Below are 25,246 nucleotides of genomic sequence, written 5' to 3'. Positions count from 1 at the left end.
TGCACCATGACCACTGCCGTCGCCAAGCTGTTCATGTCCGGCCGCAGCCAGGCTGTGCGCCTGCCCAAGAGCCTGCGTTTCGAGGGCGAGGAGGTGATCGCACGGCGCTTTGGCAACGGCGTGCTGCTGCTGCCCGCAGCGGCTCCCTGGCAGCTCATGCGCGAGGCGCTGGACGAATTCGAGCCGGGCTTTGCGCTGGAGCGTGAGCAACCGCCGGTGCAGGAGCGCGAAGAATGGCTGCGCTGAGCGCCGGCCCGCGCTACCTGCTGGACACCAACACCTGCATCTACATCATCAACCGGCGACCAGCCGAGGTGTTCGTGCGTTTCGAGGCGCTCGCGGTCGGCGAGGTCGGCATCTCCAGCATCACCGGCGCGGAACTCGCATTCGGAGTGGCCAAGAGCGGGTCGGCGCGCAACCAGCAGGCGCTCGACAAGTTCTTGGCGCCGCTGGACGTGTGCGCCTTCGACGACGCGGCGATGCGGCACTACGGTGCGGTGCGCAGCCAGTTGGAGCGTTTGGGCACGCCGATCGGTGCGCTCGACACCTTGATCGCCGCGCACGCGCTGGCCCTGGGGTGCGTGCTCGTGACCAACAATGTGCGCGAGTTCCAGCGGGTCCCAGACCTGGTGCTGGACAACTGGGTGTGACCCGAGGAGTGTTGCCATGCTGAAGCCCTTGATCCTGGCCTGTGCGCTGCTGTCCTGTGGTGCTCAGGTCAGCGCCCAATCCCTGCGCTGCGGCCGCGACTTCGCGCAGATCGGCGAGACCAAGTTCGTGATCGAGTCCAAGTGCGGCGCGCCGGCCGCCAAGGACAGCTTCTGCAAGCCGATCGGCATCGCGCCCAGCACGGTGGGCCGGCCGCCGCACGTGGCCTGCGACATGGTCGAGGAGTGGACCTACAAGCCCGGCATCGGGCAGTTCATCACCATCCTGCAGTTCCGCGAAGGCGAGCTGCGCGAGATGAAGTACGGGCCGCGGCAATAGCCTTTCAGCCGGGCGCTGCGCTCTGGATGTAGGTGATGTAGCCGGCGCGGTACGGCGCGCAGGCGGCCTGCAGCTTGCCGTCGACCTCGGCGCCGACGCGTTCGCCGGTCCACAGGTGCGGCGCGACCGAGCCGTCGCTGGCAATCTGCAGCATGCCGATGTTGGTGTGCGTCATCTGGCCGTCCTCGCCGACGATGCCCTGTTGCAGGCACACCCCGATGGGCACGCCGGGCTTGCTGCTGGGCGGCACGATGGCCACGGCCGAGAGCTGGCCGGCGATGGGCCGTTCGGGAACGACGAGGGTGCGGATGCCTTCACGCGGCTGCGCCAGGCTCTTCGCCAGCGCGGCGACCAGCTGCCTTGCGCGTTCCTGCGCGGTGGTGCCGCCGGCGATGCGCTGCATCTCCTTGCTCAACTCCTCGGGGTAGCGCTGGGCGGCGGGCGGCGTCAGCAGCGGGTGGCGGCTCTGGGCCTGGGCCTGCAGCGCGAAGGCCGCGGCGCAGGCCAGCAGTGCGGTGCGGTGGCATGCGCGCATGTTCATGCCGCTTCGAGCAGTTGCGCCGTGGTCAGCACCTGGCCGCAGGTGGCGGCCACCCATTGCAGCGCCATGTCGTGCTTCTCGCGCGAGAAATCGGCCAGCGCGTCGGCGACGAAGAAGGGCTCGATGTCGCGCTGGAAGGCTTCGGCGGCCGTGCACAGGCAGCCGATGTGGGCGTAGACGCCCGTGATGACGAGCTGGTCGCGGCCGCGCACGCGCATCAGCGTCTCCAGGTTGCTGCGCTGGAAGGCGCTGTAGCGGTGCTTGGTCAGCACCTGGTCGCCGGGCTGCGGCGCCACCGCGGCGGCGATCTGCTCGTGCTCGGCGGTGGCGCGCATGCCCGGGCCCCAGAGTTCGGCCTGCAGGCCGCGGTCGCGCCGGTCCTGGTTGCCGTGCTGGGCCGTGTAGAACACCGGCACGCCGGCCGCGCGGGCCCAGGCCAGCAGCCGCGCGAGGTTGGCGGTGGCGCCCTGCAGCGGCTCGGCCGCGGGCGGGAAGGCGGCGAGGAAGTAGTCCTGCATGTCGTGCACGAGCAGCGCGGCACGTGGGGCCTCCAGGCGCCAGGGCGCGCGCGAAGGCGGCAGTTCGTCGGCGCGCGGCAGCGCGTAGGCGGGGATGCTGGGCAGGCGGCGTGGGGTGTCGGTCATCGGTCGTCGAAAAGCAATGCGGGGGGAATGCCCAGCGCGTAGAGCATGGCGTTGAATTTTGCGCGCGTCTCGGCGGCCTCGGCCTCGGGCCGGGAATCGGCCACGATGCCGGCGCCGGCGAACAACCGGGCCTCGTGGCCCTGCACGTGGGCGCAGCGCAGCGCCACATGCCAGTCGCCATTGCCGGCGGCATCGCACCAGCCGACCGCGCCGGCGTAGAAGCCGCGCGGCACGGGCTCGAGTTCGGCGATCGCCTGGGCCGCCGTGGCGCGCGGCGTGCCGCAGACCGCGGGCGTGGGGTGCAGCAGCGCGGCCAGCGCGGCGGCGCTGGCCTGCGGCAGGCCGGCGGGCGACGCGTCCTTGAGTTCGCCCTCGATGCGCGTGCCCAGGTGCCACATGCTGGCCGTGGCGTGCAGCGCGGGCGTGGCCGGCACGCGCAGCTGGCGGCACAGCGGCGCGAGCAGGTCGGCGATGGCCTGCACCACGTAGCGGTGCTCGCCCTGGTCCTTGGCGGAGTCGCGCAGGGCTTGCGCACGCGCCTCGCTGGCCGCCAGGTCGGGGCCGCGCGCGGCGGAGCCGGCCAGCGGCTCGCTGACGATGGTGGCGCCGCGGCGCGACAGCAGCAGTTCGGGCGTGGCACCGACCAGCCAGGCCGGTGCGGCGTCGGCCTGCACGGGCAGCGGCAGCACGTAGCGCAGCACGCCCGGGTCGCCGGCCAGGCGCCGGGCCAGCCACCAGGGGCTGATGGGCGTGGCGCTGCACGCGCGCAGCGTGCGGGCCAGCACCACCTTGTGCAGGGCGCCGCCCGGCTGCAGGCGTTGCACGGCCTCGGCCACGGCCGCGGCGTAGCCGGCGCGCGTGGGCTCGGCCTGCAGCGACCAGTCCTGCGGTGCCTCGGCTTGCTGGGCCATGCCATGCAGCCAGGCGGCCGCGGTGTCGGCGTCGCACACGCGGCGCGGTGCCAGCAGATGCGCCGGGGCGTTGCGGTCGAAGGGCAGGGCGCCGACCAGCTGTGCATCGGGGGCGGCCCGGTCGAAGTGCTGCGCGACGGCGTCGCCCAGCTGCGCGGCCGGCACGGCCAGCTGCGCCTGCACGCCTTCACTGAGCAGGCCACCTGCGTGCGACAGCAGCAGCATGCGTGTGCGACCGTCGTCCGTCTGTTGCGCGGGCCGCGTGAAGTCTTCGCGCATCATGCCCATGCGGCCATCCTTGCCGCGAGCAGCGGCGCGATCAGGGCCGTGGCGTCGGCCCCCGTCATCTGCGCATGCAGCATGGGCACCTCCAGCGTGTCGACGTGGTCGGCGTAGTCCAGCCAGCGCGCGGCCTGCAGCTGCGGCTTGCCGGCGTGGTCGCGCGCGGCGCGCACATGGGTCAGCGTGCCGGCCATGCGCTGGTGGCGGTGCTGGCGGATCAACCGGTTGGTGTCGGTCACCACGCGGACCACGCCCTCCAGCGCAGCGGCGGGCAGGTTGCCGAGCGCGGTGTCGCCGGCGCGCAGGAAGTCGATCACCTTGTCGCGCGTGTCCAGTTCGGGGTGGCCCTCGGGGTCGTAGCCCGCGATGGCCAGCAGCGCGCACAGCGCCTGCAGCGGCGTGGGCTCGGGCTCATCGCGCCAGCAGTCGGCCGGGTAGGCGTCCAGCAGCGCGACCAGGCCGACGCTGCGGCCCATCTGCTGCAGCGCCACGGCCATGGCCTGGGCGATGATGCCGCCGACCGACCAGCCGGCCAGGTGCAGCGTGCCGGTGGGCTGCAGCGTGGCGACGCGGGCGGCGTAGTCCTGCGCCAGCGCTTCGATGCCGTCGGGCAGCGGATGCTCGGGCGCCAGGGCAGGGGATTGCAGGCCCCAGACGCTGCGGCCCGGTGCGATGGCGCGTGCCAGCAGCCGGTAGCCCCAGGCGATGCCGCCGGCCGGGTGGATGACGAACAGCGGGTCCTGCGCCGCATCGCCTGCGGCCAGCCGGATGATTGGCTTGAGGCCGCTGTCGAAGCGCACGGCCTCGCCGTCGATGGCGGCGGCCAGCGCGGCCACGGTGGGCGTTTCGAACAGCGAACCCAGGCCCGGGTTGCGGTGCCAGCGTTCCTCGATCTGCAGCAGCAGCTGCACGGCCGAGAGCGAGTCGCCGCCGAGTGCGAAGAAGTCGGCCTCGGCGCCCACCACCGTGCCGGCGGGCAGGCGCAGCAGGTCGGCGAACAGCGCGGCGATGGCTTCCTCGGTGGCGGTTTGCGGGGCGCGGCCAGCCGCTGCGCCGTCGGCAAAGCGCGGCGCGGGCAGGGCCTGGCGGTCCAGCTTGCCGTTGGCGGTGACGGGCCAGTCCGACAGCGCCACCGTGGCCGCGGGCAGCATGTAGTCGGGCACACGGGCGGCCAGGCGCTGGCGCAGTTCCTCGGCCGAGGCGGCGGCGCCCATCTCGCTGAGCTGCACATAGGCCACCAGGCGTTTGTCGCCGGCGTTGTCCTCGCGCAGCATGACCTCGGCGCGCGCAACGAGGCCGGTGGCGTGCAGCGCGGCCTCGATCTCGCCGAGCTCGATGCGCAGGCCGCGCAGCTTGACCTGGTGGTCGCTGCGGCCCAGGAAGACCACGGCACCGTCCTCGGCACGCCAGCGCGCGAGGTCGCCGGTCCTGTAGATGCGTTCGCCTGGGCGGTGCGGGTTGGGCAGGAAGCGCTCGACCGTGAGGTCGTCCCGGCCCAGGTAGCCGCGGGCCAGCTGCACGCCGCCCAGATAGAGGTCGCCCGCGACGCCGGGCGGCAGCGCGCGCATCTGCGCGTCCAGCACGTAGAGCCGCGTGTTCCAGACCGGCAGGCCGATGGGCACGGGGCGGCTGTGGTCGTCGGCACTGGCGGGCCAGTAGCTCACATCGACGGCCGCCTCGGTCGGGCCGTAGAGGTTGTGCAGCTCGCTCGTGAGCGTGGCGTGCAGCCGGTCGCGCAGCGGCGCGGGCAGTTCCTCGCCGCTACAGAAGATGCGCTGCATCGTGAGCCCGCGCGCGGCCGGGTGGGCCAGGAAGGCGGCCAGCATGGAGGGCACGAAGTGGCAGGTGCCGATGCGCTGCGCGCGGATGATGTGCGCGAGCGCGGCCGGATCGCGGTGCGCCTCGGGCGGCGCGATGACCAGCGTGCAGCCCGTGATGAGCGGCAGGAAGAACTCCCAGACCGAGACATCGAAGGTGGCCGGCGTCTTCTGCAGGATGCGCTCGTCGGGCGCGAAGCCGTAGTGCTGGCGCATCCATTCGAGCCGGTTGACGATGGCCTGGTGCTCGACCAGCACGCCCTTGGGTTCGCCCGTGGAGCCCGAGGTGTAGATCACGTAGGCGGCGTCGCCCGGGGCGGGCGGGGCGTCGAGCGCGGCGTCGGATTGCTGGGGCCAGTCGGCTGCGCGCAGGCGTGTGAGCGTGGGCGGCAGGCGCGCCGCGTCCTCGGCGCGCACGAGCGCGCAGACCGGCTTGGACAACGCCACCACGCGCGCGATCCGCTCGGGCGGGTGCGCGAGGTCCAGCGGCAGGTAGGCACCGCCCGCGCGCAGCACGGCCACGAGCGCGACCAGCAGCTCCAGCGAGCGCGGCAGCGCCACGGCCACGAGGCTGTCACGGCCCACGCCACGCGCGCGCAGCGTGAGCGCCAGTGCGCGCGAGCGCTGCTCCAGCTGGGTGTACGTGAGGCTGGTGCCTTCGAACGCCAGCGCCACGGCCTCGGGCCGCGCCGCCATCTGGGCCTCGATCAGCGCGGCCAGCGTGGTGGCGGGCACGGCATGGTCGGTGGCGTTGAGCGCGAACAGGTGGCGCTGGGCCTCCTCGGGGCTGGCCAGCGGCATGTCGTCCACGCGCTCGGCCGTCAACGCGGCGCGCAGGAAGGCGGGCAGCCGCGCCAGGTGGCCGGCCACGGCCTCGGCGCTGTACAGGCCGGGATTGGCCTCGATCTCCAGTTCCAGCTGCTGCTGGCCGTCGCCGCGGAAACCGATGGTCAGGTCGTCGATGGGGCCGGTGCCCAGCACTTCCAGGCGCGTGGCCAGGCCCGGCAGCACCAGCGGCCTATAGAAGGGCTGCACGTTGATGAGCGCGGCATGCAGCCGGCGTTGGCCGCCCAGCAGGTTCAGGTCGCGGCGCAGCTGCTCGCTGCGGTAGCGGCCGTGGCGGCGCGCGCGGGTCTGGGCGCGCACGAGCTGCTCGGTGAACTCCGCGAGCAGCTGGCCCGGCGTGGCACGCACCGCGAGCGGCAGCACGTTCATGGTGGTGGCGCTGGCGCGCGAGGCCGCGCTGCCGAGCCGGCCCATGAAGGGGATGCCGAGCACGGTTGCTTCGGCCGTGGCCATGCGCAGGCAGTACAGCGCGGTCCATGCGGTCAGCAGGTCGGGCCAGCTGGTGTCCAGCGCCTGGGCCTTGGCCAGCAGCGCGGCGCGCAGATCGGCGTCCAGCGGGGCGCTGAGGCGGTGGCAGGTGTGCGCCGCGTGCGCGCGGCCCGCGGCCAGGCCGGCCACCTCGGGCATGGGTGTGAAGGCGTCGCGCCAGTAGGCGGCGTCCTGGGCACGCTTGGGGCTGTCGCGGTAGGCCGCGTCCTCGGCCACCAGCTGCGCGAACGGGGCCAGCGGCGTGCGTGCGGGGGCATCAGCCATGCGTTCGGCGTAGAGCTCGGCCAGGCGCTGGCTCCACAGCGCCATGCCGTAGCCGTCGCTGGCCAGGTGGTGGGCGCGCTGGTACCAGCAGTGCCGGTCGGGGGCCAGTCGGTACAGGCGCTGCACGGCCAGTGCGTCGCGCGTGGGGTCCAGCGGCGTCTGCATGTCCGCGCCCATGGCGGCCAGTGCGCGCTCGGCGGCATCCGGGTGGCTGGAGAGGTCGATGGTCTGCAGGGCCGGGCGGCGCGATGCGTCGAACCACTGCTGCGGGCCTTCGGGCGTGTCGCACAGCGCGAGCGCCAGCGACTCGCACTCGGCTGCGGCCTGTTCGGCGGCGGCCGTGAAGGCCGCCACGTCCAGCGGGCCATCGATCCACAGCGCGTGGCCGCAGTTGAAGGCCGGGTTGGCGGGGGCCAGCTGCTGGGCGTACCACAGGCCGCTCTGGGCCTCGGTCAGCGGCCAGCGCGCGGCGTCGCGCGCGTATGCTGCTGTCATGCCTGGCGTTGCTGGACCAGTTTCCACCAGCCGCTGAGCGAGGTCTCGGCACCGATCTCCGACAGGTCCAGCTGCAGGCCGGCCTCGTTCCAGGCCAGCACGAGGTTCAAGAGGCGCATGGAGTCCAGGCCCCAGTCCATGAGGTTGTCGTCCAGGCCGATGTCGGCGGGGTCTTCGCGCAGCATGCGGGCCACGTCGGCGCGCATGCGTTCCAGGGTCAAAGCTTCAGGCATGGGTCATTGGGCCTCGTTGGCCAGAAATTCGGCGCGCAGACGGGCGCGCAGTTCCTTGCGGCTGGTCTTGCCGACGGCGGTCTGGTCGAAGGCCGCCACGAACACGATCTGGTCCGGGATCTTGAAGGCCGCGACGCCGCGGCCGCGCATCCAGGCCTTGATCTCGGGCGGGCGCGGCTTGGTGTCGCCCTGCGGGATCACGAAGGCGCAGATGCGCTCGCCCAGGTACTCGTCGGGGATGGAGACCACGGCCACGTCGAAGACCTGCGGGTGGGCCAGCAGGTGGTCTTCCACCTCTTCGGCCGAGATCTTCTCGCCCGCGCGGTTGATGTGGTCGTGCGCGCGGCCCTGCACGACGAGGTAGCCGCCGGGCTTGCGCAGCACCATGTCGCCGGTGCGGTAGAAGCCGTCGGCCGTGAAGCTGCGCGCGTTGGCGGCCTCGTCGTTGTGGTAGCCGCGGATGGTGTAGGGGCCGCGCGTGAGCAGGTAGCCGACCTCGCCTTCGGGCACGGGGTTGCCGGCGTCGTCCACGATCAGCACCTCGTCGTCGGGGCTGATGGCGCGGCCTTGCGTGCCGAGGATGGTGTCCTCGTCGTCGTCCAGCCGCGTGTAGTTGACCAGGCCCTCGGCCATGCCGAAGACCTGCTGCAGCTTGACGGGCAGGCCGGCCACCACGCGGCGCGCGGCCTCAGGCGTGAGCTTGGCGCCGCCGACCTGCAGCACGCGCAGGCTGCTGAGGTCGTGCGGCGTGGTGGCGGCGGCCTGGGCCCACAGCAGGGCCAGCGGCGGCACCAGGCCGAGGTCGGTCACGCGCTCGCGGGCGATCAGCGGGAAGGCCTGGTCCGGCGAGGGCGAGGGCGACAGCACCACGGTGCCGCCCGCGTGGAACACGCCGAAGGCACCCGGCGAACTCATGGGGAAGTTGTGCGCGGCCGGCAACGCGACGAGGTAGACCGAGTCCTCGCGGATGCCGCAGATGGCGTTCGACGCGCGGAAGCTGTAGATGTAGTCGTCGTGCGTGCGCGGGATCAGCTTCGAGAGCCCCGTGGAGCCGCCCGAGATCTGCAGGAAGGCGACGGACTGCGGTTCCGGGTCGTCCTGGGGCAGCAGGGAGGGGTTGCCTTGCAGGCTGGCCAGCGCCGTGAACTCTTGGGCCTCGCCGACCACCACGACTTCGCGCAGGCCGATGTCCATGGCCAGGATCTCGCGGGCCAGGGTGCGGTAGTCGAAGCCGTCGTACCTGTCGGCGACCACATAGGCGCTGGCCTGGGCCTTCTTCACGAAGTGGGCGATCTCGGTGCTGCGGTGCGCGGGCAGCGCATAGACCGGCACCAGGCCCGCCCGGAACAGGCCGAACACCACGGCGTAGAAGGCCGGGATGTTGCCCAGCTGCACGACCACGCGTTCGCCGGGTTGCAGGCCGCGCGCCAGCAGGCCGGCGGCGATGGTCTCGGCGCGGCGGTGCAGCTCGGCATAGCTCCAGCGTTCGTCGCCGCCGACGATGGCGGTGCGGGAGGCGAAGCGCGCGGCACGTTCGCGCAGCATGGCGGGGAAGGTGTCGCCACGCCAATGGCCGGCCGCGCGGTAGCGCGCGGCCAGCTCGGCGGGCCAGGTCTGGCGCAGGGGGATCAGGGGTTCAGTCATCGGAATACCTTCGGCTTCGCCTTCGGTGCGAGCGCCTTCGGGCGGCCGGGCGGCGCTCATGCGGTGGTCGCGCGCCGCAGGCGCACGAAGGAAAACAGGGCCAGGGCCCACAGCCCGACGCCCACGAGCAGGTAGGGCATGGCGGGCGAGACCCGGTACAGCAGCGTGCCGACGAGGGGCCCGAGCACCATGCCCAGACCCTGCGCGGCCGACAAGGTCCCGGCGGCCGCACCCTGTTCGTGCGGTTGCACGGCATTGGCCGCCATGGCCTGGAAGTTCGGGAAGATCAGGCCCATGCCGAAGGCCGCCACGCCATAGCTGGCCAACAACATGCCTTGCGACTGCACGGCCGCCACGCTGGCGAAGCCGCCGCCGGCGACGAGCGCGCCCAGCACGATCCAGCGGGCCAGCGGCACGGTCTTGAAGCGCATCACGCACTGCTGCGAGACGATCAGCGCACAGCCCACGCAGGTCAGCGCCAAGCCGGCCACGCGCGCGCCCTGGTCCACGGGCAGGGCCAGCCGGTCGATCGCGAAGAAGCCGACCAGCACCTGGGCGATGGCGACCGAGCCCATGGCCGCGAAGCCGGTCAACGCAGCCACGCGCAGGCGCGCATCGAGCAGCCCCATGGGCTTGGCGCCGGGCGGGCGCTTGGCCGCAGCCGGCTTGCCGCCTGGCAGCCAGAACCAGACGACTGCCAAGGCGATGACGGGCAGCGCCGCCGCAGCGTACAGCGCCAGCGAGAGGTCGTGCCCTGCCAGCCAGCCGGCCGCGGCCGGCCCCAGCACCAGGCCCATGGCGTTGGCCGAGCCCAGCTTGGCCATGGCGGCAGGGCGCTCGCGCGGCAGCGTGTGGTCGGCCACCACGGCGGCCGCGGTCGGCGGCACGGCGGCGTAGAAGGCGCCGATCATGGCGCGCGCACCGACCAGCAGCGCCAGCGCGGCCAGGCCGCCGATCTTCTGGTGCAGCGCGAGGTCGATGCCGACGGCCAGCACCCAATAAGCAACGGCGAAGGCTGCGAAGCCGATCAGCAGCACGGGCTTGCGGCCGCGCCGGTCGCCCACGCCGCCCCACCAGCGCGCCAGCAGCATCCAGAGCAGGCCGCCGGCCGTGACCGACAGGCCGGCCACCCATTCGGGCAGCGCGAGCCGGCGCACGATGGGGCCGACCACGGCGACGAAGGCCATCATGGCCATGGTGCCCGTGAGCGCGGCGAAGACCAGCGCGCGCATGGGCGGCGGCGTGGCCGGGACGGCCGTGGGAGGAGAGGTGGCGTCCATGGTCATGCGGCAGCGGCGAAGGCCAGCGTGGGCGGGATCGAGGCCGGCCGCATCGGGCCGTGGCCCACGCCAGGGAAGGCCTGGTAGCGCAGCGCCATGCCGGCGCGCTGCGCCTGGCGCTCGGCCAGGTGGGGCGTGGCGTCGCTGAGCATGGCGCGGCGGTTGCGCGCCTGCTCTTCCATGCCGGGGCGCTGCGAACGGGTGGCCGTGCCGGCACCGCCGGCCATCAGCAGCACCTGCGTGCTCCGCCCTGGCGGCAGCGGGCGCGCCCGCTCTTCCACCGACAGCAGGAAGCCGTCGTGCCACCACAGCGAGGGGTCGGCCGCGGCATAGCGCGTGAACAGCTGCGGCCGCGTGAACAGCGCGTACAGCGCACACAGGCCGCCATAGGAATGGCCCCAGAGCGTGCTGCGGGCCGGGTCGCAGGGCACCTGGCTGCGGATGGCGGGCAGCACCTGCTGCTCCACGAGGTCCAGAAACAGGTCGGCGCCGCCGCCGGGGCGCTGGCGCTGGGCGTCGTCCCAGGTCGGCTGCTCGCCGGGCACGGGCGGTGTGTAGTCGAAGGCGCGGGCCTGGTTGATCTCGTTGCGCTCCTCGGTCTCGTAGCCCAGCGCGGCGATGGCGAGGGTCTGGCCGGCCAGTATCTCGTCGCTCAGCGCGGCCATGGCGGCATTGCCGTCCAGCATCACGAGCAGCGGGTAGCCCGCGGCCGGCGGTGGTGTGCCGGGCAGCGCCAGCTGCACGCGGTAGCGGCGCTGGCCGTCGGCGGAGGCGAGGCTGAACTGGGTGCGGCGGTTGGGCATGGCGGCCGGGCCGGGCGCGCCGCAGGCCGCGAGGCCGGCGCCCGCCAGCGCCAGCAGCAGGCTGCGGCGCGGCAACGGGACAAACGAAGACGAAGAACTGGGGATCACGGGCTCCGGCGGCTGGGTTGACGGCGGACCGCCACGCCGGACGGTGCCGGAGCCAGGGCCCTGCGCTGGGACCACGCGAGGCGGCCCACCAGCCAGTTGAGAATGATTTGTACTGCCGGATTCTAGGTGCCGGCGATGGCCGTGGCGCCGGTCGGGCCTTTGCTTCGCAATACTTTGCATTGGCGTAGGGCTGGCCGGGGCAGGGCGCGCAGGGCCCTGTGGCAACATCCGCGGTTTGCCTTGCAGATAGGAATCGTTCTTGAAAACTAGCCTGTACCGCGTCCTCCTGGCCTGCGGCCTGGTGCTGGCCGCCCTGGTTTCCCCCGCTGGCGCGGCGGAGCTCACCGACCTGAACGGCCGCAAGGTGACCGTGCCCGACCAGGTGCGCAAGATCTCCATCGACGACGGCCGCTTCCTGGTGGCGCTGTCGCTGATCCAGGCCGACCCGGTGAAGTGGCTGGCGGCCTGGCCGCGCGACGTGCACCGCATCGGCGATGCCACCTACGCCCAGTTCGTCGCCAAGTTTCCGGCGCTGCGCAGCGTGCCGCAGGTGGCGTCCTCGGCCGGCAGCTTCAACCTGGAGGCCGTGCTGTCCGCCGCGCCTGACGTGGCCGTGGTCTCGGTCGGCTCCGGCCCCACGGAGGCCCAGACCGCCCAGCTCAAGGCGGCCGGCATCCCGGTGGTGTTCATCGACTTCTTCGACAACCCGTTCAAGAACCAGGACGCGAGCCTGCGCATCCTGGGCCAGCTGACGGGTGGCCAGGCCAAGGCCGAGGCCTATGTCGCGTTCCGGCGCCAGCATCTGGACAGGATCGCCCAGCGCGTGGCCAAGCTCGCGCCGAGCGACCGGCCCACCGTGTTCCTGGAAGCCCATGCCGGCATCAGCAAGGACTGCTGCAACTCGCCGGGCAAGGGCAACATGGGCGAGTACATCGACTTCGTGGGCGGCCACAACATCGGCGCCGACGTGCTCAAGGCGCCGGTCGGCAAGCTCAACATCGAGTACGTGATCTCGCGCGACCCCCAGGTCTACATCGCCACCGGCGGCGCGCACCTGGAGAAGGCCGGCGGCCTGGTGCTGGGTGCGGGCTACGACGCCGCACGCGCACGCGCCTCGCTGGCGGCCATCGTGCAGCGCCAGGGCATCGCCCAGCTGTCGGCCGTAAAGAGCGGCAACAGCTTCGGCCTGGCGCACCAGCTCATCAACTCGCCTATCGACATCGTGGCCGTCGAGGCCTTCGCGACCTGGATCCACCCCGCGCTGTTCAAGGACGTGGACCCGGCCAGGACGCTGGCCGAGATCAACCAGCAGTTCCTGGCCGTGCCCTACCAGGGCACGGGCTGGACCGGCTTGAAATGAAACCACCCCGTTTGGATGTCTCACTGCGTGTAGACATCCCATCCCCCTCCAGGGGCGCCGCCAGCGGCCTGGCAGAGCCAGTTCCGCGGCGTCTGCTGGCATGGCCCGCTCCGCGGCCGTTCGAGCAGCGCCTTGCTATCCGGTTTCGTACTTTGAGGGTGGCGCATTGCGCCATGGACAACTGAAATGGGAACTGAGTTGACCGCGCCGCGCATGGGCGCGGACGAGGTGCTGGCCGCCTACCGCCGCATCGTCGCGCGGCGCGTGTTCACCGTGGCCGGCCTGGCCGTGCTGTGCGTGGCGGCCTTCCTGCTCGACCTCGTGACCGGCCCGTCCTCGCTGACGGCCGCGCAGGTGATTGGCGGCCTGTGGTCGCCCGAGACGCTGAGCCTGCCGCAGCAGGCCATCGTCTGGCAGGTGCGCCTGCCCTATGCGCTGATGGCCGTGCTGGTGGGCGCCGCGCTGTCGCTGGCCGGTGCCGAGATGCAGACCATCCTGAACAACCCGCTGGCCAGCCCCTTCACGCTGGGCGTGTCCTCGGCCGCCTCGTTCGGCGCGGCGCTGGCCATCGTGATGGGCATCAGCCTGCCCTTCGTGCCGCTGGAATGGATGGTGCCGATCAACGCCTTCGTGTTCGCCTTCGGCTCGGTGCTGCTGCTGCAGCTGATGGCGCGCCGGCGCAGTGCCGGCGTGGAGACCGTGGTGCTGCTGGGCATCGCGCTGGTGTTCGCGTTCAACGCGCTGGTCGCGCTGGTGCAGTTCGTGTCCTCGCAGGAGGCGCTGCAGCAGCTGGTGTTCTGGAGCATGGGCTCGCTGTCGCGCGCCACCTGGGGCCACCTGGGCGTGCTGGGCGTGGTGCTGGCCGTGGTCGTGCCGTTCTCGCTGCTGGCGGCCGGGCGCATGACCTCGCTGCGCCTGGGCGAGGACCGCGCGCGCAGCTTCGGTGTGGACGTGGGGCGGCTGCGCTTCCTGGCGCTGCTGCGTGTGAGCCTCTTGGCCGCGACCTCGGTGGCCTTCGCGGGCACCATCGGCTTCATCGGCCTGGTCGGCCCGCACATGGCGCGGCTGCTGCTGGGCGAGGACCACCGCTTCCTGCTGCCGGCCAGCCTGCTGTGCGGCGCGCTGATCATGTCGCTGGCCTCGGTGGCCAGCAAGACCCTGGTGCCGGGCGCGATCATGCCGGTCGGCATCGTGACGGCCATCGTGGGCGTGCCCGTCTTTCTGTTCCTGATCTTCCGCCGCAAGGATCGCGCATGAGCGCCGCCCGGCCGCCCGAAGGCGCTCGCTCTGGAGCCGAAGGCGAAGGTTGTCCAGTGATTGGCGCCGACGTATTGCAGGTCCGTGGCCTGGCCACGGGCTACAAGGACCGCCAGATCATCCAGGGCCTGGACCTGCCCGACATCCGCGCCGGCGAGGTGCTGTCCCTGGTCGGCCCCAACGCGGCCGGCAAGAGCACGCTGATGCGCGCGCTGGCCGGCCTGCAGCCCGCGCGCGGCTCGGTCAAGCTCGCAGGCCAGGAGCTGGTGGGCCTGCCGCTGGCTGAACACGCGCGCCGCGTGACCTACATGCCGCAAACGCTGCCGCAGGGCGTGGCGCTGTCGGTGCTCGAAAGCGTGCTGGGCGCGCTGCAAGCTTCAGCCACGGGCCACCCCGACGGCGACAGCCACGCCGCCGCACAGCAGCGCGCCGTGGCCATCCTGCAGCGCGTGGGCATCCTGCACCTGGCGCTGGAGGGGCTGGACCATCTCTCGGGCGGCCAGCGCCAGCTCGTGTCGCTGGCCCAGGCCCTGGTGCGCGAGCCGCGCGTGCTGCTGCTGGACGAGCCCATCAGCGCGCTTGACCTGCAGCACCAGCTGCGCGTGATGCGCCTCGTGCAGGAGCTCGCACGCGAACGCGGCATGATGGCCATCATGGTGCTGCACGACCTGCAGATCGCGGCGCGCTGGTCGGACGGCATCGTGATGCTGGCCAAGGGCGCGGTGGTGGCCACCGGCACGCCGGGCGAGGCCATCACGCCGGCCTCGCTGGCCCAGGTCTACGGCGTGCAGGCGCGCGTGGAGCATTGCTCGCGCGGTGGGCTGCAGATCATGGTGGACGACACGCTGTGAGCGCAGGCCACTGGTCCGCGGTGGAACTGCCGCGCGCGCAAACCCGGCGCTGGCTGGCCCAGGCCAATGGCCAGCGCTACCGCATCAGCGTCTGGCTGCCCTCCGGCACGCCGCCGCCCGGCGGCTTTCCCGCGGTCTACGTGCTCGATGCCAATGCGCTGTTCGCCACCTTCGTGGAACTGGCGCAGCGCTCCGGCCGGCGGCCGGATGCGACCGGCATCCAGCCGATGGCGGTGGTCGGCATCGCGCACGACGGCGACAGCCTGTACGACGACGCGCTGCGCCGGCGCGACTTCACGTTCGGCCCGCCCGCGGGCGAGCCGGCGCCCGCGGCCGGCACCGTGGGCGGCGGGCCGGCCCTGCTGTCTTTCCTGGCCGACGAGCTGGGCCCCGCGCTGCGCGCCGAGTTCCCGCTGGATGCGGCGCGCCAGACCCTGTTCGGCCACTCGCTGGCCGGCCATTTCGCGCTGCGGGCGCTGGCCGCGCGGCCGGACGCCTTCCGCTGCTGGGCCGCCATCAGCCCCTCGGTCTGGTGGGACGAGGCCGGCCTGCGGGCCGCGCTGGCCGCCACGCTGCCTGGCCGCACCGGCCTGCGCGTGTTGCTCGCGGTGGGCGAGTGGGAGAAGGAGATCCCGCCCTGGCAGCGCAGCCAGCCCGGCCACGCGGACCTGGTGGCGCGCCGCGCGCGGCGCGACATGGTGGGCGGCGCGCAGGCACTCGCCGCCGACCTGCGCACCTGGCTCGGCGACGCGCAGGCCGTGTTCCGGCTGTTCCCCGACGAGGACCATGCCTCCGTCGTGCTGGTCGCCGCGCAGCGCAGCTTGCGCCTGGCCTGCTCCTGACACGGCCCCCATGAAAAAACGCCCCGGGCTTTGCAGCCCGGGGCGTTTGCGTTGGTGCAACTGGCGCTCAGCGCGTCACGATGCGGCCGATGCGGTCGCCTTCGCCGTCTTCCGAGCCGCGCGCCTTGTTGACCGTGTAGGCCGTGCCCTTGCCGTCGACGGCGATGTGGTTGGGGAAGCTGCCCACGTCCAGGTTGCCGACGATCTTGCCGTCTGCGTCCAGGATGGTCACGGTGTCGCTGGCGCGGTTGGCGGCGTAGGCCAGGCGCTTGGCGGGGTCGAAGCTCACGTTCAACGTGCCGGCACCGACCTTCACGTCCTTGAACACCTTGCCGGTCTTGACGTCGACGATGACCACGTTGTCCGAGCCCTGGGCCGCGACGAACACGCGGTCGGTCTGGGCGTCGTAGGCGATGCCCGAGGCCGACACGGCGCCTTCCACCGCGAACACCTTCTCGACGGTGTCGGTCCTGGTGTTGATCACAGCGACTTCGCCGCCGGAGCTGACCACGAACAGGCGGCTGGAGGCCTTGTCCAGCGCCAGGCTCATGGGCGAGAAGTCCTTCGCCTGCGGGCCGCGGATGCCGGTCTGGATGGCGATGTTCTTCAGCAGGGCCGGGGTCTTGGTGTTGAACACCGCGATCTGCGGCTCACCGACCGGCGAGGCGTAGGCCTTGCCTTGCACGTCGTCGACCAGCACGTCGCGCGCATGCGGCACCACGCCGGGCTCGAACTGCTTGACGACGGCCAGGTCGGACTGGCGGTACACCGCCACCGTGTCCTGGCGCGTGTTGGTGACCCAGACGTTGCCGTTGGCATCGTCCACGCCCACGCCGTAGACCGCGTAGACGCCCGGCTGCGCGTTGGCGGCAGGGGCGGGGGCGCCCGGACGGGCCGGCGGCGTGGGGGCCACGGGGGCCGTCACGCGCTGCTCGATCGCCAGCGTCTGGGCGTTGACCTTCACGAGCTCGCTGCGTGTGACGGGCGGGCGGCCCACGGCCGAGGTCACGAACACGGCGTTGCTCTTGGCCGAGTAGCCAGCCTGGTACAGGCCCGGCACCAGCGTCTGCGACTGCACGTTGAAGCGTTCCTGGCCCGACAGCGGCACGTTCGGCGAGATCTTGAGCGGCACCAGCAGCGAGGCGGCCGGTTCGGCGGCGCTGGCCACCAGCGAATAGCGGCCGACGTCGGCGTTGGCCGGCAGCACGAACTGGGTGCGGAAGTTGCCGTCCTTGTCGGCCGTGGCGGTCTGGCCCAGGGCCACGCCGCCGTAGCTCACCGTGACCTTCTGGCCCGGCTTGAAGTCGCGGCCAGCCAGCGTCACGGGCTTGCCTGCCAGCACGACTGGCGTGTCCGTCACGCTGATGCGTCCCTTGAAGGCGGCGTCGTTGGCGTCGAACTGCGGGCCCGAAGCGCAGGCCGCCAGGCCCAGGGCCATGGCCACGGCCAGCACCGTCTGGACCGGGCGGGCCCAGCGTGCAGCAGTACGTCGGTTGTTCATGCAATCTCCCAAGTGGTTGAAGAAAAACGGCGCACGGCCGTCGTCGGCCGTGGCACTGCAGCAATCCGGGCAGGCCGGGTGCGCAAAGTGGATGAGAATGATTTGTATTGGCAGAAGATTCTAAATGTCGTGTGGCCTGGCCCCGGGGCGAATGCCCTTACTTCGCAATTCTTTGCATTGCGCCAGCGTCAGAACAGCTCGCCCGTGACGGGCAACGGCGCTTCGGCCTGCTGTGCGAGTTCCTGCGGCCGGGCCAATGTGCCCACGCGCACGCCCAGCAGCCGCAGGCGCCGCTCCAGTGGCACGCGTTTCAAGCACTGTCCCGCCGTCTGGCGGATGAGCCGCGCATCGGCCGTGTGCTGGGCGATGGTCTGGTCGCGCGTGGCGATCTTGAAGTCGTCGAAGCGCAGCTTGATGCCGATGGTCTTGCCCACGTAGCCCTTGCGCTGCAGGTCTTCTGCGACCTTCTCGCACAGCTGCGTGAAGATGGCCGAGAGCTCGGCGCGGTCGCGCACGGCGTGCAGGTCGCGCTCGAAGGTGGTCTCGCGGCTCATGGAGACGGGCTCGCTCTCGGTCACCACGGGCCGGCTGTCGCGGCCCCAGGAGGCCTCGTGCATCCAGGCCCCGTAGGCCCGGCCGAAATGCTCGACCAGCCAGGCGCGGTCCTTGGCGGCCATCTCGCCGATGGTCGTGATGCCCAGCGCCTGCAGCCTGGCGTCGGCCTTGGGGCCGATGCCGTTGATCTTGCGCGCGGGCAGCGGCCAGATGCGGGTCTCGAGGTCGGCCTCATGCACGATGGAGATGCCGTTGGGCTTGTCGAACTCGCTGGCCATCTTGGCGATGAGCTTGTTGGGCGCCACGCCGATGGAGCAGGTCAGGCCGGTGCGCTCGAAGATCGACTTCTGGATCAGCCGGGCCAGCACGCGGCCGCCCTCGCGCTGGCCGCCGGGCACGTCGGTGAAGTCCGCGTACACCTCGTCCACGCCGCGGTCCTCCATGCGCGGCGCGATCTCCAGGATGGTGCTCTTGAAGATGCGCGAGAAGCGCCGGTACTCGTCGAAGTCCACCGGCAGCAGGATGGCTTGCGGACACAGCTTGGCCGCCTTCATCATGCCCATGGCCGAGCCCACGCCGAAGGCGCGCGCGGGGTAGGTGGCGGTGGTGATGACGCCGCGGCCCACGTAGTCGCCCAGCAGCGGGAACGCCTCCACCGGCAGGTTCTCGCGCTGCGCCAGCACGCTGTCGGTCCGGCGCCGGCCGCCGCCGATCACCACGGGCAGGCCCTTCAACTGCGGGTAGCGCAGCAGTTCGACGGAGGCGTAGAACGCATCCATGTCGAGGTGGGCAATGCGGCGGGGCAGGGGCGCAGGCGGGGTCAAGCCCGCGAGCATACGTGCTGGCGACGAGCGGATCGCGGTGGTATACAGTGTCGGGTTTTGAGCCGATGGGTACAGGGGGCGTCGGCCCTGTCGCTATCATCGCCTCCGACCCCACCCCCTCGGAGCCCTTTTCCATGACGTCCGACCCGGACCTCGTTGACGCTGCCCGCCGCCTGCGCGATGGCCTGCAGGCCCTGTTCGACACCGCCGTGCAGGCTGTGGCGCGGCGCTGCGGCAACGCCGGCCGGCTCGATCCGGCCGCGCTGGACGCGGCCCAGGGCGTGTCCTACGAGCTGGCCTGGGCCAGTGCCGAGCTGCTGGCCGCGCAGACCGTGCTGCAGGCCCCCGCCGCCGCCGGCCTGGACCGCGCGCTGGCGCTGCTGTTCGCGACCGAGGCCATGCGTGCGGTGCTGGGGCGTCTCGAATCCGTGGCCATCGACGCCGACCTGGATGGCGCCCCGCTGCGCTCCTGGGCCGCCGACCCGCAATGGCCGGCGCTGCGCCGCGCCGCGGCCGGCCCCGCCGCGCTGGCGGCCGCCACGCGCGCACTCGCTGCGGCCGAGTCCGAGATCGGCCCCGTCACGGTCAGCGCGGAGGTGGCCATGGCGCGTGACGCGTTCCACCGCTTCGGCTTGGAGGTCGTCGCGCCGCTGGCCGCCGAGATCCATGCGCAGGACCTGACGATTCCCGAGACCATCCTCGGCCCGCTGCGCGAGATGGGCGTGTTCGGCCTGTCGATCCCGCAGGAATACGGCGGCAGCGCACCCGGCCAGCACGACGACACTGCCATGATGATCGCGGTGACCGAGGCGCTGTCCGAGGCCTCTTTGGGCGCGGCCGGCAGCCTGATCACGCGGCCCGAGATCCTGTCGCGCGCGCTGCTCGCGGGCGGCACCGAGGAACAGAAGCAGGCCTTCCTGCCGAAGATCGCCGCTGGCGCGCCGCTCTGCGCGATCGCCATGACCGAACCCGACCACGGCTCGGACGTGGCCAGCCTGGCGCTCAAGGCCACGCGCGTGGCGGGCGGCTGGCGGCTGGACGGTGCCAAGACCTGGTGCACCTTCGCCGGCAAGGCCGGGCTGCTCATGGTGGTGGCGCGCACCGATCCCGACAAGGCGGCCGGCTACAAGGGCCTGTCCATCCTGCTGGTCGAGAAACCCTCGACCGAGGACCACGCCTTCGACTTCCAGCCCGAAGGTGGAGGCCGCCTGCGCGGCAAGGCCATCCCGACCATCGGCTACCGCGGCATGCATTCCTATGAACTCGCGTTCGAGGACTTCTTCGTGCCCGACAGCCATGTGCTGGGCGGCGAGGCCGGCCTGGGCAAAGGCTTCTACTTCAACATGGCCGGCATGGTCGGCGGGCGCATGCAGACCTCGGCGCGCGCCACCGGCGTCATGCGCGCCGCGTTGCGCGAGGCGCTGCGCTACACGCAAGACCGCAAGGTCTTCGGCCAGCCGCTCATCAGCTTCCCGCTCACGCAGTCCAAGCTGGCCCACATGGCTGCGCGCCTGGCGGCCTGCCGCCAGACCGCGTATGCGGTCGGCAGCCGGCTGGAGGCTGCCGACGGCCGCATCGAGGCCGCGCAGATCAAGCTGCTGGCCTGCCGCTCGGCCGAACTGCTCACGCGCGAGGCCCTGCAGCTGCACGGCGGCATGGGCTACGCCGAGGAGACGCCGGTGAGCCGCTACTTCGTGGACGCCCGCGTGCTGTCCATCTTCGAGGGCGCCGAGGAAACTCTGGCGCTCAAGGTCATCGCCCGCGGCCTCTTCGAGAAGGCCCTGGCCTGACTACCGTTTTTTTTACCGTTTCACCACTGCTCTCTAGGAATCGTCATGGCAGAGACCAAACCCAAGATCATCTACACCCTCACCGACGAGGCGCCGCTGCTGGCGACGCATTCCTTCCTGCCCATCGTGCAGGCCTTCGCCGCGCCGGCCGGCATCGACGTCGAAACCAGCGACATCTCGGTCGCCGGCCGCATCCTGGGCCAGTTTCCCGAGCTGCTGACGCCTGAGCAGCGCGTGGCCGACAACCTGGCCGAACTGGGCAAGCTCACGCTCAAGCCCTCGGCCAACATCATCAAGCTGCCCAACATCAGCGCCTCGGTGGCCCAGCTCAAGGCGGCCATCAAGGAACTGCAGGACAAGGGCTACAAGATTCCGGACTACCCGGAAGTCGCCAAGACCGACGAAGAAAAGGACATCCGCGCGCGTTACAACAAGTGCACGGGCTCGGCCGTGAACCCCGTGCTGCGCGAAGGCAACTCCGACCGCCGCGCACCCAAGGCCGTCAAGGAGTACGCGCGCAAGAACCCGCACAGCATGGCCGAGTGGAGCCAGGCCTCGCGCTCGCACGTCTCGCACATGCACGCCGGCGACTTCTACCACGGTGAGAAGTCGATGACGCTGGACAAGGCGCGCGACGTGAAGATGGAGCTCATCACCAAGAGCGGCAAGGCCATCGTGCTCAAGCCCAAGGTGGCGTTGCTGGACCGCGAGATCATCGACTCGATGTTCATGAGCAAGAAGGCGCTCGTGGCCTTCTACGAGAAGGAGATCGAGGACGCGCACAAGACCGGCGTGATGTTCTCGCTGCATGTGAAGGCCACCATGATGAAGGTCTCGCACCCCATCGTGTTCGGCCACTGCGTGAAGATCTTCTACAAGGAAGCCTTCGAGAAGCACGCCAAGCTGTTCGAGGAGCTCGGCGTCAACGTCAACAACGGCATGGTCGATCTGTACACCAAGATCGCCGCGCTGCCGCAGAGCAAGCAGGACGAGATCAAGCGCGACCTGCACGCCTGCCATGAGGGCCGGCCCGAGTTGGCCATGGTCGATTCGGCCAAGGGCATCACCAACTTCCATTCGCCCAACGACATCATCGTCGACGCTTCGATGCCCGCGGCGATCCGCAACGGCGGCAAGATGTGGGGCGCCGATGGCCGCCTGAAGGACGTGAAGGCCGTGATGCCCGAGTCGACCTTCGCCCGCATCTACCAGGAGATCATCAACTTCTGCAAGTGGCACGGCGCCTTCGACCCCAAGACCATGGGCACGGTGCCCAACGTCGGCCTGATGGCCCAGCAGGCCGAGGAATACGGCTCGCACGACAAGACCTTCGAAGTGCCTGAAGACGGCGTGGCCAACATCACCGACCTGAACACCGGTGAAGTGCTGCTGTCGCAGAACGTGGAGCAGGGCGACATCTGGCGCATGTGCCAGGTCAAGGACGCCGCGATCCGCGACTGGGTCAAGCTGGCCGTCACGCGTGCGCGCAATTCCGGCATGCCGGTGGTGTTCTGGCTCGACCAGTACCGTCCGCACGAGGCGCAGATGATCACCAAGGTCAAGATGTACCTGCACGAGCACAACACGGCCGGCCTGGACATCCAGATCATGAGCCAGGTGCGTGCGATGCGTTACACGCTGGAGCGCGTGATCCGCGGCCTGGACACCATCAGCGCCACCGGCAACATCCTGCGCGACTACCTGACCGACCTGTTCCCCATCATGGAACTGGGCACCTCGGCCAAGATGCTGTCCATCGTGCCGCTGATGGCCGGTGGCGGCATGTACGAGACCGGTGCCGGTGGTTCGGCGCCCAAGCACGTGCAGCAGCTGGTCGAAGAGAACCACCTGCGCTGGGATTCGCTGGGCGAGTTCCTGGCCCTGGCCGTGAGCTTCGAGGACCTGGGCCTCAAGAACAACAACCCCAAGGCCAAGCTGCTGGCCAAGGCGCTGGATGCGGCCACCGGCAAGCTCTTGGACAACAACAAGGGCCCGAGCCCCAAGACCGGCCAGATCGACAACCGCGGCAGCCACTTCTACATCGCGCTGTACTGGGCGCAGGAACTGGCCGCGCAGACCGAGGACAAGGACCTGGCAGCCAAGTTCGCGCCGCTGGCCAAGACGCTGACCGAGCAGGAAGCCACCATCGCCAAGGAGCTGCTCGAAGTGCAGGGCAAGCCCGTGGACATCGGCGGCTACTACAAGCTCGACGAGGCCAAGGTGGCGGCCGTGATGCGTCCGAGCAAGACGCTGAACGACGCGCTGGCGGCGCTGACGGCCTGATCCTCAGGACCTTGGGCACGAAGGGCTGGGAGCGGATGCTCCCGGCCCTTTTTTCATAGGGATCAGAACACGATGAATACCCCGATCACCATCGCCACGCACAACGGCTCCTTTCACGCGGACGACGTGTTCGGCGTGGCCGTGCTGCGCTTGCTGTACCCCGGCGCCACCCTGCTGCGCACGCGCGATGCGGCGCTGATTGCCGGCGCCGACTTCGCTGTCGACGTGGGCGGCGAATGGGACGCCGCGCGTGGCCGCTTCGACCACCACCAGCGCGGCTTCGAAGGCGCGCGCGCCAGCGGCGTGGTCTATGCCAGCGCCGGCCTGGTCTGGGCCGCACATGGCCCGGCCCTGGTTGCGCAGCAGTGTGGCGTGATGGAGCCGACGCAGGCCCAGGCCATCGCCGACAGCCTGGACCGCGAACTGGTCCAGCACCTGGACCGGGCCGACACCGGCGCCGCCAATGCCGCGCCGGGCCTGTTCGGCCTGTCGGCCTTGCTGGCGCAGTTCAACCTGCCCTGGGACGGGCGTGGCAGCGCCGCCCAAGACGATGCCGCGTCGCTGGCGCGTTTCGAGCAGGCGATGGGCGTGGTCACGCAGCTTCTGCTGGCCGCCCTGGACCAGCAGCGGGCCCGCCACCAGGGCGCGCAGCAGGTGCGCGAGGCGCAAACGCTGCTGGACGGCCGCGTGCTGCTGTTGCCGCGCGGCGGCCTGCCGTGGCGCGACGTGGCCAGCGCCGAGATGCCGGACCTGTGGTTCGTGGTCTACCCCGATGCCAGCGACCAGCAGCACCAGGTGCATGTGGTGACGGTGGAGCCGCAGTCGTTCACGGCCCGCAAGGACCTGCCGCGCGCCTGGGCCGGTTTGCGCGATGCCGAACTGGCGGCAGCCAGCGGCGTGGCCGATGCCGTGTTCTGCCACAACGGCCGCTTCATCGCCGGTGCGCGCTCTCTGGAAGGCGCGCTGCGCCTCGCGGAACTGGCCGTGGCGGCCTCCTTCGATCCGAAGTGAGGCCGCGGCGCGGCGGCGTCAGCCGGCCGCGTTGATCTTCTCGACCACCTCGCGCAGCGTGGCGTCGGCCTGCGCGTTGTCCACCTGGCAGGTGCCGGCGGCCTGGTGGCCGCCGCCGCCGTATTGCAGCATGAGTTCGCCGATGTTGGCCTTGCTGCTGCGGTCCAGGATGGACTTGCCGGTGGCCAGCACGGTGTTCTGCTTCTGCACGCCCCACATCACGTGGATCGACACCGTGGCCCGCGGGAACAGCGCGTAGACCATGAAGCGGTTGACGGCCCAGATGGTTTCCTCGTGGCGCAGGTCCAGCACCACGACATGGCCGTGCAGCTTGCCGCAACGCAGGATCTGCTCGCGCGCCTTGCCGGCATGCTCGTCGTACAGGTCCACGCGCTCCTTCACGTCCGGCAGTTCGAGGATCTGGTCGATGCTGTGGTCGCGGCAGTACTTGATGAGGTCCATCATCAGCGCGTAGTTGCTGATGCGGAACTCGCGGAAGCGGCCCAGGCCGGTGCGCGCATCCATCAGGTAGTTCAGCAGCACCCAGCCGGTGGGCGCGAGGATCTCGTCGCGTTCGTACTGGGCCGAGTCGGCCTTGTCCACGGCCTCCATCATCTCGTCGGAGATCCGCGGGAAGCGCTGCTTGCCGCCGTAGTGGTCGTACACCACGCGCGCGGCCGAGGGCGCATTGGCGTCGATGATGTGGTTGCTGCCCGCGTCCTGGTTGCGGATGGTCTCCGACAGGTGGTGGTCGAAGGCCAGATGGGCGCCCGGCGCATAGGGCAGGTTGGTCGTGATGTCGCGCTGGGTGATGGCGATCTTGCCGTCCTGCATGTCCTTGGGATGGACGAACAGGATGTCGTCGATCATGTCCAGCTCGTTCAGCAGCACGGCGCAGACGAGGCCGTCGAAGTCGCTGCGGGTGACGAGGCGGTACTTGGGCGTGGGCATGCGCGCTCTCTTTCCGAAGGGATAAACGCGCGATTGTGGTGGCGCCTTGCGACGGCCGCCACGCTGCGCCGGACTTGCGCTGACGGAAGGCGTGGCGCTGCTGCCGAGCGGTGTCAGCCCTCGGGCGTGGTGCTGTCGTCCACGCCGGCATGGTGGGCGATGACGCGCTGCACCATGTTCATGAAGAGTCCGCGCTCGGCCGCCGTCAATGGGTCCAGCATGCGCTGCTGCGCCTGCAGCATGGTGGGCAGCAGTTCCCGGCGCAGCGCCTCGCCTTCGGCTGTCAGATGCAGCAGCCGCACGCGCCGGTCCTGCGGCGACAGGCTGCGCACGAGCAGGGCGCGCGCTTCCAGCCGGTCGACCACGCCGCCGATGGTCGAGGTGTCCAGGCTCACGGCCCGCGCCAGTGTGCGCTGGTCGATGCCGGGCTGGTCCGACAGCGTCTGCAGCACCGCGTACTGCACCGGAGTGGTGCCCGCGCTGGCCGCCTCCTGCATGAACACGGCGAACGCGATCTGCTGCAGGCGCCGGATGCTGTGACCGGGCTGCGAGCGCAGGTCGATGTCGGCTGGCGGCTGGCTGGCGCTGGTCTGTCTCATCTCCGTATTCTCTCATTGCGCAAATAATACGTATGCTGATAATATTGATGCATACGGAAATTGACCTCAACAGGAGAC

General features: G+C 71.0%; 22 protein-coding genes. 10 read left to right on the top strand and 12 right to left on the bottom strand.

What is annotated here, in order from left to right; genetic code table 11:
* Window positions 1–6: 6 nt before the first annotated feature.
* The 3 genes from ACSQ4M_RS28370 to ACSQ4M_RS28360 are packed head-to-tail and all read left to right on the top strand — an operon-like array spanning window position 7 to window position 987.
* Entirely contained in the window at window positions 7–246 is a 240-nt protein-coding gene (locus ACSQ4M_RS28370; RefSeq protein WP_436192728.1) for an antitoxin, read from the top strand.
* On the top strand, window positions 234–650 hold the full coding sequence (gene vapC, locus ACSQ4M_RS28365; RefSeq protein WP_436192727.1) for a type II toxin-antitoxin system tRNA(fMet)-specific endonuclease VapC: 417 nt from the start codon (window positions 234–236) through the stop codon (window positions 648–650). The genes ACSQ4M_RS28370 and vapC overlap by 13 nt, the downstream gene beginning before the upstream one ends.
* 16 nt (window positions 651–666) lie before the next feature.
* Window positions 667–987, top strand: coding sequence for a DUF2845 domain-containing protein (locus ACSQ4M_RS28360; protein WP_436192726.1), 321 nt, complete (start codon window positions 667–669; stop codon window positions 985–987).
* Window positions 988–991: 4 nt separating this feature from the next.
* On the opposite strand, the gene ACSQ4M_RS28355 is transcribed toward ACSQ4M_RS28360, so the two are convergent.
* The 8 genes from ACSQ4M_RS28355 to ACSQ4M_RS28320 are packed head-to-tail and all read right to left on the bottom strand — an operon-like array spanning window position 992 to window position 11,344.
* Window positions 992–1,528 carry a hypothetical protein gene (locus ACSQ4M_RS28355; RefSeq protein ID WP_436192725.1) on the bottom strand — a complete coding sequence of 179 codons (537 nt, stop codon included), beginning with the start codon at window positions 1,526–1,528 and terminating at the stop codon, window positions 992–994.
* Complete coding sequence (locus ACSQ4M_RS28350) at window positions 1,525–2,172, bottom strand: isochorismatase family protein (protein WP_436192724.1); 648 nt, start codon at window positions 2,170–2,172, stop codon at window positions 1,525–1,527. Before ACSQ4M_RS28350 ends, ACSQ4M_RS28355 begins: the two co-directional genes overlap by 4 nt.
* Window positions 2,169–3,371 carry an isochorismate synthase gene (locus tag ACSQ4M_RS28345; protein ID WP_436192723.1) on the bottom strand — a complete coding sequence of 401 codons (1,203 nt, stop codon included), beginning with the start codon at window positions 3,369–3,371 and terminating at the stop codon, window positions 2,169–2,171. Before ACSQ4M_RS28345 ends, ACSQ4M_RS28350 begins: the two co-directional genes overlap by 4 nt.
* Entirely contained in the window at window positions 3,362–7,276 is a 3,915-nt protein-coding gene (locus tag ACSQ4M_RS28340) for an amino acid adenylation domain-containing protein (protein ID WP_436192722.1), read from the bottom strand. The genes ACSQ4M_RS28345 and ACSQ4M_RS28340 overlap by 10 nt, the downstream gene beginning before the upstream one ends.
* Window positions 7,273–7,509, bottom strand: coding sequence for a phosphopantetheine-binding protein (locus ACSQ4M_RS28335; protein WP_436192721.1), 237 nt, complete (start codon window positions 7,507–7,509; stop codon window positions 7,273–7,275). Before ACSQ4M_RS28335 ends, ACSQ4M_RS28340 begins: the two co-directional genes overlap by 4 nt.
* A gap of 3 nt (window positions 7,510–7,512) precedes the next feature.
* On the bottom strand, window positions 7,513–9,153 hold the full coding sequence (locus ACSQ4M_RS28330; protein WP_436192720.1) for a (2,3-dihydroxybenzoyl)adenylate synthase: 1,641 nt from the start codon (window positions 9,151–9,153) through the stop codon (window positions 7,513–7,515).
* Between the two features lie 56 nt (window positions 9,154–9,209).
* Window positions 9,210–10,433, bottom strand: a complete 1,224-nt coding sequence (locus tag ACSQ4M_RS28325) for an MFS transporter (RefSeq protein WP_436192719.1) — start codon at window positions 10,431–10,433, stop codon at window positions 9,210–9,212.
* Window positions 10,434–10,435: 2 nt separating this feature from the next.
* Window positions 10,436–11,344, bottom strand: coding sequence for an alpha/beta hydrolase (locus tag ACSQ4M_RS28320; RefSeq protein ID WP_436192718.1), 909 nt, complete (start codon window positions 11,342–11,344; stop codon window positions 10,436–10,438).
* 259 nt (window positions 11,345–11,603) lie between these two features.
* On the opposite strand from ACSQ4M_RS28320, the gene ACSQ4M_RS28315 reads away from it, so the two are divergent.
* The 4 genes from ACSQ4M_RS28315 (at window position 11,604) to ACSQ4M_RS28300 (ending at window position 15,654) form a co-directional block, all read left to right on the top strand.
* Window positions 11,604–12,704, top strand: a complete 1,101-nt coding sequence (locus ACSQ4M_RS28315) for an ABC transporter substrate-binding protein (RefSeq protein WP_436192717.1) — start codon at window positions 11,604–11,606, stop codon at window positions 12,702–12,704.
* A gap of 186 nt (window positions 12,705–12,890) precedes the next feature.
* The gene (locus ACSQ4M_RS28310) at window positions 12,891–13,961 is read left to right on the top strand and encodes a FecCD family ABC transporter permease (protein WP_436192716.1); all 1,071 of its coding nucleotides are present in this window, start codon (window positions 12,891–12,893) and stop codon (window positions 13,959–13,961) included.
* Window positions 13,962–14,017: 56 nt separating this feature from the next.
* On the top strand, window positions 14,018–14,812 hold the full coding sequence (locus tag ACSQ4M_RS28305; protein ID WP_436192715.1) for an ABC transporter ATP-binding protein: 795 nt from the start codon (window positions 14,018–14,020) through the stop codon (window positions 14,810–14,812).
* Window positions 14,809–15,654, top strand: a complete 846-nt coding sequence (locus ACSQ4M_RS28300) for an alpha/beta hydrolase (protein WP_436192714.1) — start codon at window positions 14,809–14,811, stop codon at window positions 15,652–15,654. Before ACSQ4M_RS28305 ends, ACSQ4M_RS28300 begins: the two co-directional genes overlap by 4 nt.
* A gap of 67 nt (window positions 15,655–15,721) precedes the next feature.
* Here ACSQ4M_RS28300 and ACSQ4M_RS28295 read toward each other — a convergent pair whose 3' ends face one another.
* Both ACSQ4M_RS28295 and dinB read right to left on the bottom strand, forming a co-directional pair.
* Window positions 15,722–17,155 carry a YncE family protein gene (locus tag ACSQ4M_RS28295; RefSeq protein WP_436192713.1) on the bottom strand — a complete coding sequence of 478 codons (1,434 nt, stop codon included), beginning with the start codon at window positions 17,153–17,155 and terminating at the stop codon, window positions 15,722–15,724.
* 188 nt (window positions 17,156–17,343) lie between these two features.
* Window positions 17,344–18,546 (bottom strand): DNA polymerase IV, encoded by a 1,203-nt coding sequence (gene dinB, locus ACSQ4M_RS28290; protein ID WP_436192712.1) that lies wholly within the window; start codon window positions 18,544–18,546, stop codon window positions 17,344–17,346.
* Window positions 18,547–18,668: 122 nt separating this feature from the next.
* On the opposite strand from dinB, the gene ACSQ4M_RS28285 reads away from it, so the two are divergent.
* The 3 genes from ACSQ4M_RS28285 (at window position 18,669) to ACSQ4M_RS28275 (ending at window position 23,618) form a co-directional block, all read left to right on the top strand.
* Window positions 18,669–20,324, top strand: coding sequence for an acyl-CoA dehydrogenase family protein (locus ACSQ4M_RS28285; RefSeq protein ID WP_436192711.1), 1,656 nt, complete (start codon window positions 18,669–18,671; stop codon window positions 20,322–20,324).
* Window positions 20,325–20,369: 45 nt separating this feature from the next.
* Window positions 20,370–22,607, top strand: coding sequence for an NADP-dependent isocitrate dehydrogenase (locus ACSQ4M_RS28280; RefSeq protein WP_436192710.1), 2,238 nt, complete (start codon window positions 20,370–20,372; stop codon window positions 22,605–22,607).
* 72 nt (window positions 22,608–22,679) lie between these two features.
* Window positions 22,680–23,618 (top strand): MYG1 family protein, encoded by a 939-nt coding sequence (locus ACSQ4M_RS28275; protein WP_436192709.1) that lies wholly within the window; start codon window positions 22,680–22,682, stop codon window positions 23,616–23,618.
* 18 nt (window positions 23,619–23,636) lie between these two features.
* Here the strand turns inward: ACSQ4M_RS28275 and ACSQ4M_RS28270 are convergent, their stop codons facing one another.
* Window positions 23,637–24,569, bottom strand: a complete 933-nt coding sequence (locus ACSQ4M_RS28270) for an exopolyphosphatase (protein WP_436192708.1) — start codon at window positions 24,567–24,569, stop codon at window positions 23,637–23,639.
* 113 nt (window positions 24,570–24,682) lie between these two features.
* The gene (locus ACSQ4M_RS28265) at window positions 24,683–25,168 is read right to left on the bottom strand and encodes a MarR family winged helix-turn-helix transcriptional regulator (RefSeq protein ID WP_436192707.1); all 486 of its coding nucleotides are present in this window, start codon (window positions 25,166–25,168) and stop codon (window positions 24,683–24,685) included.
* Window positions 25,169–25,246: the final 78 nt, after the last annotated feature.

This window comes from Pseudorhodoferax sp. LjRoot39, assembly GCF_964253035.1.
Lineage (GTDB): Bacteria > Pseudomonadota > Gammaproteobacteria > Burkholderiales > Burkholderiaceae_C > Pseudorhodoferax.
The sequence above is the reverse complement of the archived record's forward strand: the minus strand, read 5'-3'. Positions and strand labels throughout refer to the sequence as shown.